An 18295-nucleotide genomic window follows, 5' to 3' on the forward strand; every position below is an offset into this window, starting at 1 on the left:
AAATTGGATGTCTAATATACCTGTACCCCAAGCAATTTATAGTCTAATATTTTCCTAATTTGCCGAGGATTTAAATCCTCGAAGAGGAAATTGAAACTAAGGGTCGATCTGAATCAGGCGATGGGAGTCAGCAGAGATTCGCAGTGTAGTAACATCTTCTTTACATATGAAATCAATCGATTTTATGTCTATGAGATGCAGCTCGGAAGTTCACTAGGGCAAACAACAGGTGAGATCGGACCAATCCCGGCAAGGGTCGGTCTTGAGGCAGGAATATTCGGACGTGGCACGCAACGGACGATGCGACGTCAGCTGTGAGTATCTGACGACAGATGCCCCGGTGTTGGATTGTAGAATCCTAACGGAGCACAGAAAACCACCACAGTACTTAAGCGAGTTACCCACCGTCATCGGCATACGCAATGGCCAGCACGGAACCGCTGTCACGAACGATCGCGGACACGGTGACCATCAGCCGTGAACTCCGCGAGGAGGGGGAGATCGACGGGCAGGTCAAACTCTACAACGTCGAGGACGACGAGGAGTTCGAATCTGACGCGACGACGTTCTTCGACCGGACGCTGATGACGCAGGGACTCCGGGAGGGCTTCGTTGATCTTCGAGACACTCTTCGCGGAGACGCGAACTACGGAACGCACATTCTCTACGGGCCGTACGGGAGTGGGAAGTCCCACCAGATGGTCGCGATGTACCACTGCTTTGCCGATCCCGAAGGAGCCGGAGCATTCGGCGACCGGCACATCGATGGATTCAGCGATGCGCTGCCCGATTCCGAGGAGTCCGAAGCCATCACCGTCTCCCTTCAACAGAGCCAACCCGAGTTTCTCTGGGAGCCCTTCTTCGACGTTCTCGATTACGAACCGAGCGAGAGCGATCTCGAACCGTACCCCGAGATGGACGTCATCCAGGAGGCCGTCGATGGCCGGACGGTCGCGTACCTGATGGACGAGCTCGAGGACTGGTTCGAGCCGCTGAGCGGTGACCGGAAGAAGCAAAACCGTGGATTCCTGCAGGCCCTCCTGGAGACCGCTGATCTCGACGATAGCGGCGTGTTCGCGATCGTCTCGGTTCTCCGCAAAGGCTCGGACGTTCACCGGATCCTCGACCGCGAGAACGCCTCCGAGGTCAACATGAGCAGCAAGGTGAGCAAGCAGGAGGTCATTCGCCACCGACTCATCGACGAGGTCGACGAAAACGCCGTCGCCGACATCGTCGACGGGTACGTCGATGCCTATGCGGGCAATGATCACGTCCCGGACTCGGAGCTCCCGACCGACCTTGCGGACCATATGCGGGACTCCTATCCGTTCCACCCCGTCCTCCTCCAGGCCTTGGAGACGCGATACTACGCGGACGAGGGGAACCAGAACACTCGCGGGATGATCTACCTCTTCTCAAAAATTCTGACCACCGCAGCCGATCCCGAGGCTGACCCGGACGACCCCGATGCAGCGAAGCTCATCGAAGAGACGGATCTCGTCACCCACGGCGACATCGACGCGGTTCTGTTCGACGACGAACTGACGCGGATCAACATCGACCGCCCAGGCGTCTGCGTTGACGACATCAGGAACCGGGTTGATCCCGACGAGATTCCCTACGGCCGCCGGATCCTCAACACGATTCTCCTCTACAGCCTGAAGCCCGACGAGGGAGAGGGGGCGAGCAAGGCCGAGATCGTGATGGGGACTTACGAAACGAACGACCTCGTCTCCGACATCGTCCTCAATTTGGAGCAGCTCTACGGCGTGGCGTGGTATCTCCACAAGTTGAACGGAAAGTACGCGATCCGTGATCGACAGAACCCCAACGCGCTCATCCAGAACAAGGCCAGTGACGTCGACGAGCAGCTTGCACTCGAACAGATCGCTCAGACTGTCCAGACGGTCTTCGGTGACAACGCGTATCCAGTCGGATTCACTGGAAGCGATCTCAAAGACGTCCCCGATAACCGGGACGTCAAGGTCGTCGTCAGCACCAGTGACTGGACTCGGGATGACGTCGAGACTGTAATCAAGAACGCCGACGGGAGCCCCGGCCGCGAGTGGCGCAATACCCTCGTTTTCGTCCAGCCGAGTGGGGACAAGGAGATCGAATCCGGGACCGGGTTTATCGAGAAGGCGCGCTACATCGAGGGCGCCGAACGCGTTCTCAAGGACGAATCGCTCGACGACGAGATCCGGTCGTCAGTCAGGCGCCAGCGCGAGGACGAGCGACGGGAACTACAGGATCGCGTCGAGCTCGCGTACGGTGAGATCATTGACGGGGACGACCTGCTGAATGAGTTCGATCTGGCGGCCGAAATGGATCTCGACGTGTTCGTCTCCGAAGGAGACCCACTCAACGCCGCAGATCTCACGGAGAACGTCGCAGCGGAAGGGATCGATCTCCAGCAGCACGTTTGGGAAATCGTCGATGACCTGTTGGATCGTCGCGGCGAGGCCAGCATCGAGGACATCTACGAGCAGTTCCTCCGCCAGCCGACCTATCCAATTCCGGGCGGTCCGAGTGACGTCCTGGAGGCGACCGTAGAGGCTCTCGATGACAAGCCGGTCGTCACTCATGGGTCCAATGGCTTTTCGGAGTCTCTCAAAGGCAGTTCGTTGGATACGACGATTCTCCACGAACGCGACGTCGAGCAGTGGACTGTCGAAGACGTCGAGCAGGAACTCCGGAGGCGATTCGGCAGCGGTTCCGACTCCATCGACGTAGGGAACTTCGAACTCGAGCTGCTCGAGGATACTGAGATCTGGCTGGAGGGAGATGGCCACGACACCGTCATGACGGCGGTCGGCCGCGTCGGCAAGGATGATCAGTATGTCCTCTACAGCGGAACGGATATCGTGAGCAAAGCCCAGTCCGACGCGACGATCCGGGATATCTCTGAAACAGAGCGGATCGGAGTCGCCGAGGTGCGAGATCGGATTCGAGCCCAGCTTGAAGACCAGGGTAGAGCGAACACCTACCGCATTCTCGAAGAAATCCGATCCGACGGGACCATCTACCTCCCTGGTAGTCAGACGGAGCAAGCGTTCCGCGAGGCCGTGACTGATTTCCTCGTCGACGATTACGTCATCGACGTCGAGAGGCGGTACTACGATTCGCTGGGCGATCGGGATCCGACTGACCTCGTCCTCGTTCCGGACGTATCCGACGACGTAGGCGACGAGATTCTGGACTACCTCGACGACCTTGATGGCGGGGAAGAATTCACTGTCGGAAGCGTGGCCGACCGGTTCGATTCGACTGTGTCGGATGACGCTGTCCAGACGTTCCTCCTCCGGAACCTTGGTCGAGGCAAGGATCCGGAGTACGTGATCGGAACCGACGGCTCAGGTGATCCGACCCGGTGGTCGAAGGGCTATCAGTTCCGCATTCCGAGTGGAGGATGGCGTTTCCAGTTCGATGGGGACGATCCAGCGGAACTCCGACGCAAGTGGCGACAAGAGGAAGATTCGGGTGAAGTGACCTTCGGCGAAGTCAGATTCACGCTGACGGACAAACGAGGAATTCCAGGCCCACTCCAGGGGACCGCGAGGATCCAAGAGACGATGACTAAATTGACGATTTCGTCGGGTGAGGACTTTACGAAGGTCCGGGAACTCTTCGAGGAGATGCCGTCCGATGCGTCGAATATCTCGGTGGAGATCAACTTCGAATGACCATGGTCGAGAAAGGAAAACTCCCCGGCAAGTACAACATCGTCCTCGAGGATGCTATCGATCTGTTCGATCATCGTGTCCCCGTCGAAGAGTTCGAGGAACGCCTTGAGGAGAATGATATCCCCGATGAACTCTGCGTGGTCGGTCTGAGCGACGTATTCGGGGACGATGAGGCCGTAAGCGACCTCCGTTCGAGTATGGATCGGCGAGCGAACAGTCTTGAAAACCGATCGAACCTCCCGACAATCCAGTTCGCCGTTGAGGGGTCATTCCAACGCAGGCAGAGAGACTACGAGCTGCAAGTCGGCGATGAACTGTATCGTCTGAGTCGGATTTTCGGACCCCAGATCGATCGGGAGAGCAGCGATTGGTTGACTGCGCCCTTCTAGAGGAGCCGGAATCCGCCTTCGACCGTCACCGCTGTTGGCACGTCGTTTTCGTCACGTTCGATGAAGTAGAGGTAGATGTGCTCCTCCCCATCTTCGCGACGGAACACCGGGACACAGGTGGTCGATTCGGCTTCCCTGGCGTTGCATTGCGTTTCTATCCGCCGTCGGGTCCATTTGCCTTGCTGTTCGAGATCCGAACGCGATCTGTGTCGATTAGAGAGCGTATCTGCGGCTGCGTTCACGACTCGAAGAGAGAATTCGGGGACATTGCTGAAGTCAAACGGTCCACCGGCTTCGACGACGCGATCGAGATCCTCAGCGTCGTGCTGCTCGAGGCACAGGGCGTGGTCTTCAACAGCGCGAAAGACGGTTAGCGCCGGATAGGTCCCTTCGAGGACGTGCTGAAGGTACTCTCGTACGCTCTTGTGATACGCTTCGAGCGAAAATCCGGATCCGCTGGGTGAAATCACCTGCAGCTCAGCCCCCGTTTGTTTGACCGTTCGTACCATCGACTCGTTGAGTGGCGTCAGAAATCCCATATGCCGGGTTTCGAGGAGATATGCGTAGCTGAATAATCGCGACCTCGATCCGCCGCTCTTCACTGGGTCCTTGTCCTCGCTGTAGTATTTCGAGTCGAGAACCGCGAGTGTGTCCTCTCCTTCCTCGACGGCGTGATCCGGCTGGTGGTAGATCTGCCCTTCGTCCTCGAAAGGTTTGAGCGTCGGAGACCGTACCGCACTTACGTTCTTGGTGTGGCCCAACCGATCGGACTCTCTAACTGCTTCCAGCTCCTCCTCAATCGCGACTTGAGAGTACTGCTCGAAGAGCGACTCCATGTTGAGCACGTAATCGACGGTCAGCTCCCAGCCACCTTCCATCGAAGGAGTCCCAAGAGAGGATGCAGTGATGGCTTTCGACACGTCCACTGCTTGCTCGTAGTAGTGGCGCTGTTTCGGGAGGTCGTGAAGTGAGAAGTTCCTGTACTCCGGAATGCGGCGACGGTCACACGTTACGTCAAGGCTCTCGAGGTTCCTGACCTCCTGATGTACCTTCGAGAAGATGGTGTAGTACATGCCCTGCGAGTACTTCTCCTCGTACTCTCTGAACAGGCGAAGGAGGTGCTTGCCAGCGTACAGAAGAAGCGAGTTGACCGCATTATCGTACTCGACCTCTTTCAGCAGACAGTTCTGCTGAGCTCGCCCCTCCGCTTGATTGACGAGTGACTGTTTGATGTCGATAACACCCCTCGGTTGATCGAGATCGGCCCGCCGAGTCACTAACTCTCGAACGAACCCGTTTCGGTGGACTGCCTCGAGCGCGTCGAGGTAGTTGATCGCCAGGATCAGGAACACGTCTTCGAGGTCGACGTCCTCCGATTGAACGTCCGAAAGCGGAATCCCGTGATATTCGACGGAGCGTTTGCGGCCGTGAACCGCGAGAAGCATGTCGAAGATATGGTCCCAATCGATCTTGGGTTCGATGCGAAGCTTCGATCGGGGTGTAAAGCTGATGATCCCGACGTTGTCCCGGACATCAACTCGGGCAGTGGGGCCGTCGATCCGTACGCGCACCACGCGATACTCCTCGTCGCTATCGTCGAGAGAAGCCTGGGACTTGACGAAGACGTTCGCAGCTTCCTTTTCGAAGGAAGCCCGCCGAAGTTGCTCGCCAATAGACGGGGGACAGCCCTCGATGCGTGCGGACCCGCGCTCAGGCACGCTAAACGTCCCCGGTTCGTATTGATACGTTACGTCCGGATCGGAGGCGCTCATCACTCGTACGAGCCCATCTGGCGCTGCTCGGCTTCGAGCTCTCGACCCGCCAACTCAACGGCCGGTGAGAGGTCGAAGTCATCGAACTCCTTGTCGAGGTATCGGTAGTGTTGCTCGATCTGCTCGATCTGAGGGAATGCGGCGGAGTTGAGCAGGCGTGGAACGATAAACGTCTGGAAGGCCTGGCCGACTGCTTCCTCAGGTTCGTCCATGTAGAGCTCCTCGTCTTGGAGCGCCTCGCGAAGGAACACCGTCACGTCTCGGTAATGCATCGGCCCGAATCGCATGATTCTGCCCCGAGACGCTTGTTCGCTCCCGTGATTGATACCTTGGTAATCGGCCTCGAACAGATCGAGCAAATCCCCCGAATCGACAAGTGGGATGTCTCCGAGCTCTTCCTCGATCCATCCCGTGAAGAGTGACTCTCGGTCGTCGTCCTCATACTCGTCGAGTTCGACCATCGCGAACCGACGAGTGATTGCGTTGTCGAGTTCGTTGACGGTCCGGTCCGACATGTTCATCGTGCAGATGATGGAGACGTCCTCGTCGAGTTCGATCGGTTCGCCGTCATCAGTCTCGATCAACGTCTGATTCCGATTTTCGATGGCAGTATAGAGCGGACCGAAGATCTGGGAGATGTCGGCTCGGGTGATCTCGTCGAGGATGACGGCATAAGAGATATCGAAATCTCGAGCGCGCTTGACACCGTCCGAAACTGCGCCGAGTTCAGTGTGATAGTTCAGTGAACGTCGGCCTGAAGAGCCCGTGAGTTGCGGACCGATTCCACCGATGATGTCCTTTGCAGTCCATGACGGGGTCGCAGTGTGGAGGGAGTAGCCGGTGCAGTGATTGAGGGCAAGCTGCTTGGCGAACGTAGTCTTCCCAGTCCCCGTCGGACCGTAGAGAACGACAGGCTTCCCGGTTCGAAGGGCAGTCTTTGCGTTGCGCAGGACGTCGTCCGGGACCAGTACTTCTGGGGGAGTATCGTCTCCGCGGGTGATCACGTCGCGTTTCAGCGAGGGAGTTGCTTTCTCGGACTCGAGCACTGCCCGCCGGATCGGACCGACCCCTCGCTCCCCTTCGTGATGGATGTCCAGCTTCTGATCTCGAACGAGAAACTCGAGCACCTCTCTGTCGGCAGCATTCTCGACGGCCTTGACGACCTGCTCCGGGACTGCATGAAGGATGTCGAGCTTGTCCTTGACATCCTCAAGTGAATAGTCATCTTCCATGGATAGTGATGACTGACGTATTTTCCCGCAGGATTGAAAAGCGTACCTGCTGGCAGCCCCTATCTCGTCGATATTCTCGATCGGATCTCGCGGAACGAGCCGATGCGCGCTGAGGAGCAGCTCCCTCGGAATTCGAAATGATGTTCGTTTGGTAATATGGACTTCTAGCGTCCAAAATCATCCTCACTACATCGAATGACGTAGATTCCATTCATCCAATCAACCGACGGTGCCTTTATGCCAATCCGGGATTTCGAATATGGCGAGTCCCAGACGGCGTCGGCCCGCGCTTACAGGGTGAATGGGTTACACCGGATCCGGTCGGTAATCCGAAGACACCGAATCCGGGATTTCACAGCCTAGAGGGACTAAGAAGCAAGATACCGATCGGTTACTCACCGTTCGGACCTCGAATGGGTTGGGGCCCAACCGATATTGAGGCTGAATGACGGTCACTCAGTCCGACGAAGTTCGCTCTCACCCACTTCATATATCCTTCCTTGCTGGAGGAGCCCGTCGATCCGGTCGGTTTGCGGCGCTTTCCTTACGAACCATTCGAGGATCAGATAGATCGACGACATAGAGGCCAATAATTCGATACGATCACCTCCCATCCGCCGAACACGCTTTGCCATCACGCAACCTGTCAGTGCAATCGGATGCTCGATTACCCCCGTGAGCGCGGTGTCTAAGGGACATGCTCGCCAAGGGATTGTGTTCCCTTACCCACGTACGTCCAACGGATCCTGGGTCGGCTCGGGAAGCGCCTCGAGGAGATCCCCAAGGGGCACATCCTCGGTCTCCGCGAGTTCGACACACAACTGAAACGCGTGATCGTCGTCGAGATCGTTCTGCCAGCGCGTTCGCAGGAGTGCGTGGGCGACGAGTGCCCAGTCCTGAGCCGTCCACTCCGATGGGGTCCGGGGCATGGGCAGGATTGGCCTCGCTTTGTCGGAAAAAGGTGTTGTCGTGAGATCTACCACATCGAGAGATCGACGACCTGGCCCCAGCGTGCCACGATTCAATCGGGGGCACCGGGCTCGAAACTGAAGCGGGATCCTCTCGAGGTACTCTCCGTCCCAACGACGTTGGAAGCATCATTCGAACTCGTCAATCATTCCTAGTCGACCGTCACTACGTGCTCTCGATCCAGGACTGCATCCTGGCCCGTAACGAGGGAGTCCCAGCGTCGTCCATCCCCTCTTCGGATTCGTTCGGCGACTCGACGCCGTCCGCCACCGACGCACTCGGTGTGTCGGCCCCACCTCGCTCGGCGAGCGCCGTCTCCAGCGAGTCGATCGTGTCCTCCCGACGAGCCAACGCGGTCTCCAGTGTCTCGACGCGGTCGACCAAGAGCCGAACGCGCTCCTCCAGTGGGGCGCTCGAACGTACCGATACGTCGATCCCTCGCGTCCCGTCGTCACTCTCGGACTCGGCCTCCGTCTCCGGATCGTAGAACTCCGACGTCGTGGCTACTGCCCGCTCGATCGTCCGCTCGCCGTACGTCGCGCCGTCGGCGTAGTGCACCTCGTCCCACTTGTCACGCAACAGTCCGGAACGACGAAACAGGCGGTCCATCTGCATACGATCGCCACCGGTCCAGAACGCCAGCAGGCAACACAGCGCCATGTCCGCCTCCGAGTGGCTGTCGTAGCCGGTGGTCCGCCCGTTCCACAGTCGCTCGAACTCGCACCGTTCGCGGCCGAACGCGCCCGCTCCAGCAGTTCGTCGTCGCCGAGGCCGGTCGCGATCCCGACCGCCGAGGCACGGTTCTTGGGTTCCTCTCTCGCGGACGACCCGTCGTCGCCGGGCGCGTCTGGGGAGTCCTCGGCCAGGTACTCACGGTGGAGAGCCTCCAGTGCATCCTGGCGGTACCCGATCCGCTCTGGACAGTCGGCCACCACGTCGCCGGTCACCGTGAAGTATCGCGCTCGGTCGTAACACTCGATCGACCCTCGCCGATTGCGGCCGTCGGGGAGTTCGCCTTCGAGCAATACGTGAAATCCAGTCCCCGACGGCGACACTTCCGTGTAGGAGTCCAGCCGGCGAATCACGTCTCGGGCCTCCGCGTCGATAGCTCCGGTTTCGGGGTTCCTGCAGTCGTCCAGGTCCACACCGACGAGTGGGTCGTCCTCGGTGAACACGAATCCGAGGCCGTTCCCACCGCCGGACACCAGGTGATCGAGTGCCGCCTCCACGTCCGTCCACGTGTCGGGATCCGTCGACGATGCGAAGCCGCCCGCTTCTGGATCGATCGGCACTTTCGTCGCCTTCCCATCGCGGTCCTTCGTCCGCCAACACACCCACTGATCGTGCGTGACCAGTCGATCCGGCAGCGAGGATACCTCGATCTCGCCCGTCACGTGTGATCACCGTCGGTATCCGGATTGTCGTCCTCCCGTGAGTCCGATTCCGCACACAGTTCGATTCCATCGTAGACGTGAACGATCTGGCTCTCTTCTCCGCGGACTCGCGTGCTCTCACAGTCGACGGCGTCCAGCAGCCGCCGTCCGAACCAGACATCGTTCGTCGCGTCGACGTCGTTGTCGTCGGCCCACACCTGGTACCGCTCGAACAGGTCGTCCTTGCGGACCTGCTCGTCCGGTGCCTCTCGAACGAACTCGTCCACGAACGCCGCGACCCCACCGTCCTCGTAGCTCCCCTGCTCGAAGGTGATCTCTGGGCCAGTCTCCTTCGCTTCCGCCGAATCGCCTTCGGGCGCTTCAGCGTTCTCGGATCCCCCATCGTCGGTCGCCGAGTCGTTCGTGCCGGAGTCGTCCGAGGTCGTCGTTTGGTCCGTCGACTCGGCTTCCTCCTTCTCCTCGTGGACTTCGGCCGTGTCGGGCTCCACTGGCCACGGTTCTTCCGGGTAGGGGTACTCGTTCGGGGGATACGACTCGCCGTCACGATAGCACCGCAGCTCGCCTTCGGCCGTGAACAACAGGAGTAGATAGCTATCCTCCGGGATCTCCGGGTCGGGAAGTGCTCTCCGTGGACGGAAGGGCCGCTTGATCGGGACCCACTCGGCTTCGAACGCCTCCGTCGACGGGTAGACACTCGTCTCTCCCCGGCCGTACACCGTGTAGCGATCCTCGCCACCGTCGTAGCTGTAGGTCGCCGGCAGTGCGTCCTTCGAAATCTCACCCGTCGCCGATAGCCGCGTGATCTCCTCGGAGCCATCCGAGAGTACGAGTTCTCCGTCAGCCTTCGTCCACACCGTCCGATTCGTGTCGGAGGTTCGTGGCCGGACCGCCGTGACGCCACCCCGTACGTCCGCACCGCCGCCGAAGGAGAGCACACTTCCGCGATTGTAGAGCCGAACCCCACCGTCCTCGGCGGGTTCCTGGTGTGGCGCGGCGAGGATCGTCTCCATTCGTTTGGCCCACTTGTCGGTCGGGTCACTCTCCCGGACCAGGAAGATGGGGACGCGGTCTTTCTTCTGGGCGCGCTTGAGATTCTGCAGTACCTTGACCGGCCGTCGAGGCGTCGTCGTCTCGGCCTCGATGGCGTACTCGAGGTCGGTCTCGGGGTGGACGGCCAGCCCGTCGGGTAGCTCTCGGTTGTCCTGTTCGGTGATCTCGACGAGGAAACCGTGCCGACTGAGTGCTCGCTCGGCGTCGAGGAGCAACGCCTTGTGGGTCGGTCCGCCGGCGGACTTCACGGCACCGAACTCCGTGTCCGTCGCGCTCTCGCCGCTGCCAGTCAGTCGAACGACGACCCCGTCGCCGCCGGGTTCTATCTGTGCATCGATCAGCTCCGACCGCTTCCGCGTCTCGGGGAACTCCTCCCTGCTGTACTCGATACCGGGGTGGAAGGCGTCGAGGCGCTGGGCACAGACCGGATCGACAGCCTCCACGGGGACCCAGCCGTTGTCCGCCCGCACCTCGTTCCGGAACTGGACCGACCGGACGGCACTCGCCATCGCCTCGGCCACTGGTGATCTCGTGTCGCCAATGTCGATGTCGCTCCCGTAGACGAGATCGTCGACGATCGCTTCGTCGGTCGGTTTCGTCGTCCCGTATCGTTGGAGACTCGCCTCGACGACGTCGTCGACTGCCGCCTCGGGCCGCAACGGCGGATAGGGTGGAAACGTGTCGAGGAGCACGGGCCGCGAGTAGCGCCCGTCGTCGAGGGGCAGTTTCGTCCACGCGCGGTACATATCCGCCGAGGTCAGATCCGTCGGGTCGTACCCCTCGAAGCGATCCATCAGGATGCGGGCGTCCTCGAACTTGTTGACGGAGAATGCGAGGAGATTGTCGCAGTTGTTCTGGACCGCCTGTAGTGTCTCGTCTTCGAGCTGGGAGGGGTACTGCGTCGCGATGGTCACGCCGAGTCGCATCGACCGGGCCCGGGCGAGCATCCCCGCGACGTCGAGGTTCTTGCTCGCGATCTCGTCGAACTCGTCACAGAGGACGAAGTAGGGGTCCGGTGTTCCGACCGTTCGGTGGGCTCGCCGCTGGATCGCACTCCAGAGGTTCCGCAGCACGCCGAGGGCGATCATCTGCTTGATGTCCGGATTCTCGACGGGCGTCCGGACGACGACGATGCGGTCGTTCTCGACGACGTCGCCGAAGTCGATCGTACTCTCGCGGTGGGCGATGATCCGCCGGACCACCGCGTTCTCGACCCAGGCCTTCATCCGCTTGAGCAACGGCCGGACGGTCTCGTCGTCCATCCGGGCGATCTCGCGACAGAACTCGCGGACGTAGGGGTCCTCGACCTCGTCGGCGAAGGACGCCCGGCGGTCGGCGTTGGCGAGGACGAAGTACATGTCGATCACCGAGAAGTCGGTGTCGGACTGGAGCATCGCCCGCCCCATCGACTCGGTGATCGAGGACATGTTGATCCCCCAGTACTCCTCGGTGTCGAACACCGCCGTCAGCGTCTCGACTCGACTCTCGATCTCGTTCTCGCGGCGGGCCGGGGACTCGTAGGCGGGCAACTCGAGGAAGTTGATACCGACGGTCCGGTCGGTCCCCTCGCCGCCCGGTTCGATCCAAACGACGTCCTCCAGTCGATCCTCTGGAAGCATCCGCAGGAGCCGCCGGGAGTCCTCGCCCTTCGGATCGACGTAGCAGAAACCGTGGCCACCGTAGGCCCACTGGACCATCATGTTGAGAAGCGTGGTCGTCTTCCCGTAGCCGGTGGTGCCCGCGACCCAGCAGTGGCGAAACTGTGCGTCGAACCGTAGCGGGGCCTCTCGGAATCCTCGGTACGGATCGTCCGTATAGCCGACCCACAGTGGAGCGTCGTCGCTGTCCGACGCGTCTTCGAACATGGTGCGGACGTACTGCCCAGCGACGGGGCCTTCCTCGGCCGTCTCGGCGAGGACAGCAGTGTCACCGACGTGCTGGACCGATCGCTCCGTGATGTCGTAGGACGGCGTTGCGCCCGGAACGTCGGTGCAAGTGTCGCCCGGGTCGCCATCGGTTCGGGACTGGACCTCACTGCAATCGGTCACCGGGTGATCGTCGGACGAGTCGTCCGCTCCGCCCACCCAGGGGAGCTTCTCGAACACGTCACTCACCACCCGAAGGGGCAGCCGTCTGCGGAGCCGGATCGTCGGACGTCCCACGAGATCGTTCGTGCTGCTCTAGATCGTTCGGAATCCACTCGCCACGAGCCGTGTGACGCCAGTCGACGTCCGGTGTCCCGATCTCTTCGTTGGGGAAGTGTGCGAGTCCGGCGAGCTCGTGGACGGTCAGACAACACTCCCGGTTCACCCACCGACGGTCGATGCTCCGCTCGAGGAACGACCGGAGCCGCTTCGCCTGGGTGCGCTGGCGCCAGTGAGTGATCGGCGAGGCGGTGAGTCCCTGGCGAGCCGTAGACTCGTACTGGGTCTCGAATGCCTCCTCGATCCCCACGAGTCGCCGGTTGGCCTCCGTCTGGTCCGCCGATATCACGAGCACCCGGAGGTTGGCGTGGAAGGCGACGCGATCGGCCTGGCGCTCGAGCCGAGCAGCGAGCCGCTCGTCCTCCTCGGTCGGTTCCTCGGTGTGGGGGTCGAGGAAGCCGACTGACTGCGCCCTGCGCTTGCTGCGAGCGATGTCCCGTACCCCGTTTCGACGGAACCGACTGCCGGTCGCCCACGATCGCTTCGCCGGGCGAAACACCACCTGAAAGACGACGCTCGTGTCGTCCGTCGACCGCATCTCGTTCGTCAGCTGCTCGAAAGGATCCGAGTCGAACTCGTCGGCGTCGAGGTTCCGGATCGGGAAGAAGTAATGCCGACGCGTGTCGATCCTGGCGCCGGCGACGTAGGAGGAGGGCCGGACCGTCGGGAAGGCGTCTCCGCCCGTGACAGCGTGTACCTCCGATTCGGGATAGGCGTTCGCGAGTCGCCGGCGGAAGTCCGAACCAGCCGTCTCGTCTGCCGCGTGGAGGTAGAACGAGAGCGTCCCCTCGTGGAACCAGAGCTCGAACGCGTGGTGGTCGCTGACGTTGCGTCCCAGTCTGCTCGTCGTCGGGGCGGAGATCGATCGGAGGAAGGCCGCCCCCGCGGAGAGTCCGTCGTTGTCGGCGTAAGGATAGACTCTGAGCAACTGCCCCGGGACGTCGGCCGGCCGGGTGTGGATGGGGTCGTCGATCGGAAGTCGGATCGCTCGATCCGTCGATCCCCGAACTGTCTTTCCCAGACGGCCCCAGAGATGCCGGATCATCGGCCATCACCGGCAGTGGTCTCGTCGTCCGTCGGACCGCCGTCGGTCGACAGATCGTCCGGCAAATCTCCGGCGCTCTCGAGGAGCTCGCCGCCGCGGTGGTCCGCCAGGATGCTGTCGGCTCGATCCGGTGGAATTCCAGTGGCGGCGTCGCGACGTCCCGCCTGGTTCTCGACGAACCGTCCGAACGCACGGGAGGCGGAGGCGGCTGTGTCGGTCTGCCGATCGCTCGGTTCTCCCTCCGCCGGGTCGTAGTCGGCGACGCGTCGCTCGAACACGCCGCCGACGATCTGGATCGGGTAGCTCCCGTGTTCCTCGACGTCGACGAGCGCCTGCGAGTAACCGAGATCCTGTTTGCCGGCGTCGGCCCGCCGGACGTACCGCCGCTGCTCCCTCGTGAGCCCCATCTTCTCGGCAGTTGCCTCGTCGAGGTCGGGGAGACGATGCAACACCTTGATCGGGCACATACCCAGAATCCGCTCGGCCTGCTCGGAGTCGTAGAACTCCTTGGCGGTCTGTGAGAGCAGGACGAACCGGAGCCCGGCGTGGCGCTGGTGGCGGAACGCCGTCTCGAGGAAGTCCAGATTCGCACCGTCTTCGAAGAGGTAGTGGGCCTCGTCGATCGCGAGCTCGACGTTGCGGTCGGCGGCCTTCGTCTGCTGGTAGATCGTACTCAACAGCAGCTGCATTAGGAACGTCTGCTGGTCGATCCCCGACACCGACCCCTCGACCTCGCCGAGGTCGACGTAGACGACGTCGGAGTCGCCCTCGAGGATCTCCACCTCGGAGGGCTGGCTCAGGTTCTCGTAGGCGCCGCCCGGCCGGAACGGTTGGAGTGCGATCGCGATCTGATCGGCGTACTCCGCGGCGAGCTCCCGGGCCGACGCGGAGTCGTGCTGGAGGTGGTCGTCCGGTGACTCAGAGATCGCGGAGAAGACCTCGAGGAGGTCGGTCATCGTCGGCGAGTTGGTCGGCGTGTGGGTCTCGATCTCGCCCTCGACGACGTCGCTCCGGCGGTACGTCTCGTCGATCGCGTAGGAGAGCACGCCGGTCTCGGCACCGACGTCGATCCCCCGGAGTTCGAGGAACTGCTGGACGTGGCCGTAGACCTCCTCCTTCTTGGCCGACAGTGGCGACGCGTCCGTCGCCGACTCGAGGAACGACTCCGAACTGCGTCGCAACTCGAGTGGGTTCAGCCGCGTCTCGCCGCCGACGGTGATCGTGCGGGCGTCCAACGCTTCGGCCAGCCCGCGGTAGCCACCGACGGGGTCGATCATCACCAGCATCGTATCGCCGCGCCGTTTCATCGTGCGGAGGTGCCGGAGGATCGCGCCGAACGTCTTCCCGGCACCGGGCATGCCCACCACGAGTTCGCTGTAGCCGGTCTCGAGGCGCCACGGATCGATCCGAACTGGCGACCCGTTGTGGCCGTGGAGACCGTACTCGACGCCACCGTCCATCAGCAGATAGTTCGACGAGAAGGGGAACATCGCTCCGGCGGCGTGGTTCGTCGCCGTCGACATTCTGTCCGTGCCGAGTTCGTTCCCGCCGACCGGCGAGACGGTGACGAGGCCACGTTCCTGCCACCGACTCGCGACCTTCAGCGTCGAATTGGCCGGTGCGTCCTTGACGATCGACCGCAATCTGGTCGTCTGCGTATCCAGGGCCTCCTTCGAGTCAGCCGACAGTCGGAGGAACACTCCAGTCCGGAGGAACGATGCCTCGTTCGACCGGACGAGCGATCGGATGCGTTTCCCCTGGTCGATGTCGGCCTGGAGATCCTCCGCACGCAGACTGTTCGCGTCGTGCTGGGCGACCTGCATGTCCGAGATCCAATCGCCGATCATGTCCTCCGCCGAATCGTTGTCGAAGGGATCGAGGTGGATGCTGACGTCGACGGACAGTTCGGTCTCCAGGAGGAGTCGTTCGAACATCCCGTCGGCCGGCTGCTGTGGAAACTGCTGGATCCAGAACGTTCGGACGTACGTCTCGTCGTCGAGAACGGCGTAGGAAGACTCCCAGTCCACGGTCGAGGGCACCAGCCAGGACTGCTGCTGGGCCGAGACGTCGTCGAGAGTGGGAGAGGGCTCGTCGGCCTCGGTTCGATCTTCGGACGGTTCCGGAGTAGATTCCGACCGCGGCGACTCGTCGGCCGGCGTACTGTCTTCTCGAACCGTCGAGTGGTCACCGCCCATCGGACTGGTCGAGGCCGTCGCGTTCCGGTGCACGAGGGGGAAATCACACAACGCGTCGTCGGGATCCTCGAATGACTGCTGGCGACCGGTCCAGTACTCCCTGGTAAGCTCGGCGAGCTCGACGGATTCGACGGGGTCGATCGAACACCTGTAGAGGGAGGAGCCCTCGCGTCGGAGCTGTTGGAGTCGCGACTCGAGTTCGTCCTCCTTCAGCCGGCGTCGCTCTGCGGACGAGATGTCCGATCCCTGGAACCGGTCGAAGGCACGACCCACCACGGGAAGTTCGGCGAGGTACGCGAGCACCGAGTCGGAGGCCTGTCCGTGCCCCTCGACGTCGGCATCGGTGACTGCCGTGACGAGATAGTACTCTCGTACGTCGATCGGCGCCGCGTCGATGTCACCGGCGTCGTTGACGTTCTCGGCGACGAAGTGCTCGACGAGACGTTTGAGAATCGGTCGCGAGCGGACGTCGGCATCGCGGAGCCGCCGGCGGTGGGCACGGACGAACTCGTCTTGCTCTAGCTCCCGGTTCGTGATGTAGATCTGGACGGGAAACTCGATCCCGGCGTTGACGAACTCTGCGAGCGACGAGACGGCGTTCGACCAGGCCTCCTGGTCTTCGAGGGCGAGGTTCGCGGGCTCGACCGCGAGCGCCCCCACGAGTGCGCCGTCGGTCCGTTCGATCGCGTGGGGGTAGATTCGCTCGACGCGGGAGAGGTGCCGAACGTCGGACACCTCCCCGCCGTCGGCGTACGTCTCGTCTTTGAACGCCCACGCGAGTCGGGCGAGGAGCCACTCCGTCAGCCAGAGATAGGACGGTTTGACCCGGTGGAGAACGAGGAGAAAGGCGAGGAGCATGACGCCGCCGGCCATGATCGGTACCGTCGCGACCGGGGGTGCAATCGCCGCGGCGAGGAGTGATACGACGCCGGTGCCGATGAACAGGAGTAGCTCGCCAACGGAGTAGCCACGGAGGAACGCAGTCGTCCCGCCGAGTGTCTGATGGATGCGACGCGCCTCGGAGTCGTGTCGGTCCTGATTCGAGTGCATGGAGATCACTTCCACGAGAGCTGTCGTCTCGCTCGCTGCAGCCGGTGTTTGGAGACGCGCTTCACGCCGGATCCGAGTCGCTGCGCGTCGGTCGTCGCACGGTCGCGCAGCGAAGTGTCGATCGCCGGCCCGGACGGAGTGACCCGTCCGAGACCGGACCGGGTTCGATCGGTCGCCGTCGATGCCGTGTCGCCGAGTCGGTACGCCGTGGAGTCGCCACTGCCGAGCGTCGTCTGGCCGTCCTGCCGGACCGCGCCAACCGAGCCGTCGCTGAACCCACGGTGGACGTTGCGGCCGCCCTGGATGGCCGACCGCGTGGACTCCCGGGCACTGCTCGCCGAGTCCCGCACCGAGCTCGGCGCGCGAACGCCGGCCCGGGCTCCGCCCTGGGAGATCGTCTTGATCGCCGGCGTCGACCAGTAGACGGTCATGAGCGACGCGATACAGGCCGTCGGGATGAACATCAACGCCAACAGCAGGTCCCAGAGGCCGGCCTCGTCGCCGAAGAGATCCCAGAGGTAGCCGATGCGCAACAGGATCGCCGCGGGCAGCCCCGCGAGGACGAGCCCGGGGTACACTGCCGCGGCCTTCCGAGCGATCTCTGCTGTCGTCGAGAGCGGCCACGTATCCAGCGCCCAGAACACGCCGAGGAGCGGCATGAGGAGGGTGAGGACCACGACGGCCAGATATCGGAGGGCGAACCCGAGCGCCGCGACCAGTAGCATTACGTTGCTGACGGTGGCCATCAGGAGGCCGGCGAACACGCCCCCGATCGCCGATTTCGTCATTTGCTGGAAGTCCGCCGTCATCTCGTCGACGGGTGCGATCGCGAGGCCGATGCTGTCGACGAACTGGAGGAGCACGGAGACGAACGGAAACCAGACCAGGGCGCCGACGGTGACGAGCAGGAGTCGCCTGAGGAGACGTTTCCGTTCGTAGGGGCTGAGTGCGTTCGACCGCAGTCCGACGAACGCGAACCCCAGGAAGGCGAGGGCGAAGGTTAGCCCGAGGACGTACGGGAGATAGAACTCCCCGTAGAGATCGCCCCATGGGTGGTTCACCGGCTCGCTGGCGACCACGTATCCCTCCCCGGCTTCGGGCGCCGGGACGCCGACGATCGGCCCAATCAACGTCACGAAGAGGTCCGAGGAGAACGCGAGAATGCCGTCCCTGACATCCGCGAGGACCGCGATGATCGCGTCCTTCACCTGGTCTTTGATCCAGACCATTACCGAGCCACCTCGCGGAGAGTGGGTCGGCTCGACTGCGGTGTGGACGTCTCCGCAGTGCCGAGGCGGACTGTTCCGTTCGA

General features: G+C 62.2%; 9 protein-coding genes and 1 pseudogene. 2 read left to right on the forward strand and 8 right to left on the reverse strand.

Going from position 1 to position 18295, the window contains the following annotated elements:
- Positions 1–422 precede the first annotated feature (422 nt).
- Positions 423–3683, forward strand: coding sequence for a DUF499 domain-containing protein (locus ACZ5KP_RS05855; RefSeq protein WP_460920876.1), 3261 nt, complete (start codon positions 423–425; stop codon positions 3681–3683).
- On the forward strand, positions 3680–4072 hold the full coding sequence (locus ACZ5KP_RS05860; RefSeq protein ID WP_460920878.1) for a hypothetical protein: 393 nt from the start codon (positions 3680–3682) through the stop codon (positions 4070–4072). The genes ACZ5KP_RS05855 and ACZ5KP_RS05860 overlap by 4 nt, the downstream gene beginning before the upstream one ends.
- Here the strand turns inward: ACZ5KP_RS05860 and ACZ5KP_RS05865 are convergent.
- The 8 genes and pseudogenes from ACZ5KP_RS05865 to ACZ5KP_RS05900 form a co-directional block, all read right to left on the reverse strand.
- Entirely contained in the window at positions 4069–5844 is a 1776-nt protein-coding gene (locus tag ACZ5KP_RS05865) for an McrC family protein (protein WP_460920880.1), read from the reverse strand. The two genes, ACZ5KP_RS05860 and ACZ5KP_RS05865, sit on opposite strands and share 4 nt — an antisense overlap.
- The gene (locus tag ACZ5KP_RS05870) at positions 5844–7076 is read right to left on the reverse strand and encodes an AAA family ATPase (RefSeq protein ID WP_460920882.1); all 1233 of its coding nucleotides are present in this window, start codon (positions 7074–7076) and stop codon (positions 5844–5846) included. Before ACZ5KP_RS05870 ends, ACZ5KP_RS05865 begins: the two co-directional genes overlap by 1 nt.
- A 722-nt stretch (positions 7077–7798) precedes the next feature.
- The gene (locus tag ACZ5KP_RS05875) at positions 7799–8005 is read right to left on the reverse strand and encodes a hypothetical protein (RefSeq protein ID WP_460920884.1); all 207 of its coding nucleotides are present in this window, start codon (positions 8003–8005) and stop codon (positions 7799–7801) included.
- A 205-nt stretch (positions 8006–8210) separates the two neighbouring features.
- Positions 8211–9439: pseudogene (locus ACZ5KP_RS05880) on the reverse strand (phage NrS-1 polymerase family protein).
- A complete protein-coding gene (locus ACZ5KP_RS05885; protein WP_464761887.1) occupies positions 9436–12537 on the reverse strand; it encodes a type IV secretory system conjugative DNA transfer family protein in 3102 nt (1033 codons plus the stop codon). Before ACZ5KP_RS05885 ends, ACZ5KP_RS05880 begins: the two are co-directional and overlap by 4 nt.
- Before the next feature lie 58 nt (positions 12538–12595).
- Positions 12596–13738, reverse strand: coding sequence for a DUF8128 domain-containing protein (locus ACZ5KP_RS05890; protein ID WP_460920888.1), 1143 nt, complete (start codon positions 13736–13738; stop codon positions 12596–12598).
- Positions 13735–16983 carry a VirB4 family type IV secretion system protein gene (locus tag ACZ5KP_RS05895; RefSeq protein ID WP_460920890.1) on the reverse strand — a complete coding sequence of 1083 codons (3249 nt, stop codon included), beginning with the start codon at positions 16981–16983 and terminating at the stop codon, positions 13735–13737. The genes ACZ5KP_RS05890 and ACZ5KP_RS05895 overlap by 4 nt, the downstream gene beginning before the upstream one ends.
- Positions 16984–16988: 5 nt before the next feature.
- Positions 16989–18212 (reverse strand): hypothetical protein, encoded by a 1224-nt coding sequence (locus tag ACZ5KP_RS05900; protein ID WP_460920892.1) that lies wholly within the window; start codon positions 18210–18212, stop codon positions 16989–16991.
- Between the last annotated feature and the right edge of the window lie 83 nt (positions 18213–18295).

Source organism: Salinarchaeum chitinilyticum (assembly GCF_055390775.1).

Excerpts from the sequence above, each read along its gene's own strand:
- ACZ5KP_RS05865 (WP_460920880.1), bottom strand. The coding sequence starts at position 5,844 with ATGAGCGCCTCCGATCCGGACGTAACGTATCAATACGAACCGGGGACG.
- ACZ5KP_RS05860 (WP_460920878.1), top strand. The coding sequence starts at position 3,680 with ATGACCATGGTCGAGAAAGGAAAACTCCCCGGCAAGTACAACATCGTC.
- ACZ5KP_RS05875 (WP_460920884.1), bottom strand. The coding sequence starts at position 8,005 with ATGCCCCGGACCCCATCGGAGTGGACGGCTCAGGACTGGGCACTCGTC.
- ACZ5KP_RS05895 (WP_460920890.1), bottom strand. The coding sequence starts at position 16,983 with ATGCACTCGAATCAGGACCGACACGACTCCGAGGCGCGTCGCATCCAT.
- ACZ5KP_RS05870 (WP_460920882.1), bottom strand. The coding sequence starts at position 7,076 with ATGGAAGATGACTATTCACTTGAGGATGTCAAGGACAAGCTCGACATC.
- ACZ5KP_RS05900 (WP_460920892.1), bottom strand. The coding sequence starts at position 18,212 with ATGGTCTGGATCAAAGACCAGGTGAAGGACGCGATCATCGCGGTCCTC.
- ACZ5KP_RS05855 (WP_460920876.1), top strand. The coding sequence starts at position 423 with ATGGCCAGCACGGAACCGCTGTCACGAACGATCGCGGACACGGTGACC.
- ACZ5KP_RS05890 (WP_460920888.1), bottom strand. The coding sequence starts at position 13,738 with ATGATCCGGCATCTCTGGGGCCGTCTGGGAAAGACAGTTCGGGGATCG.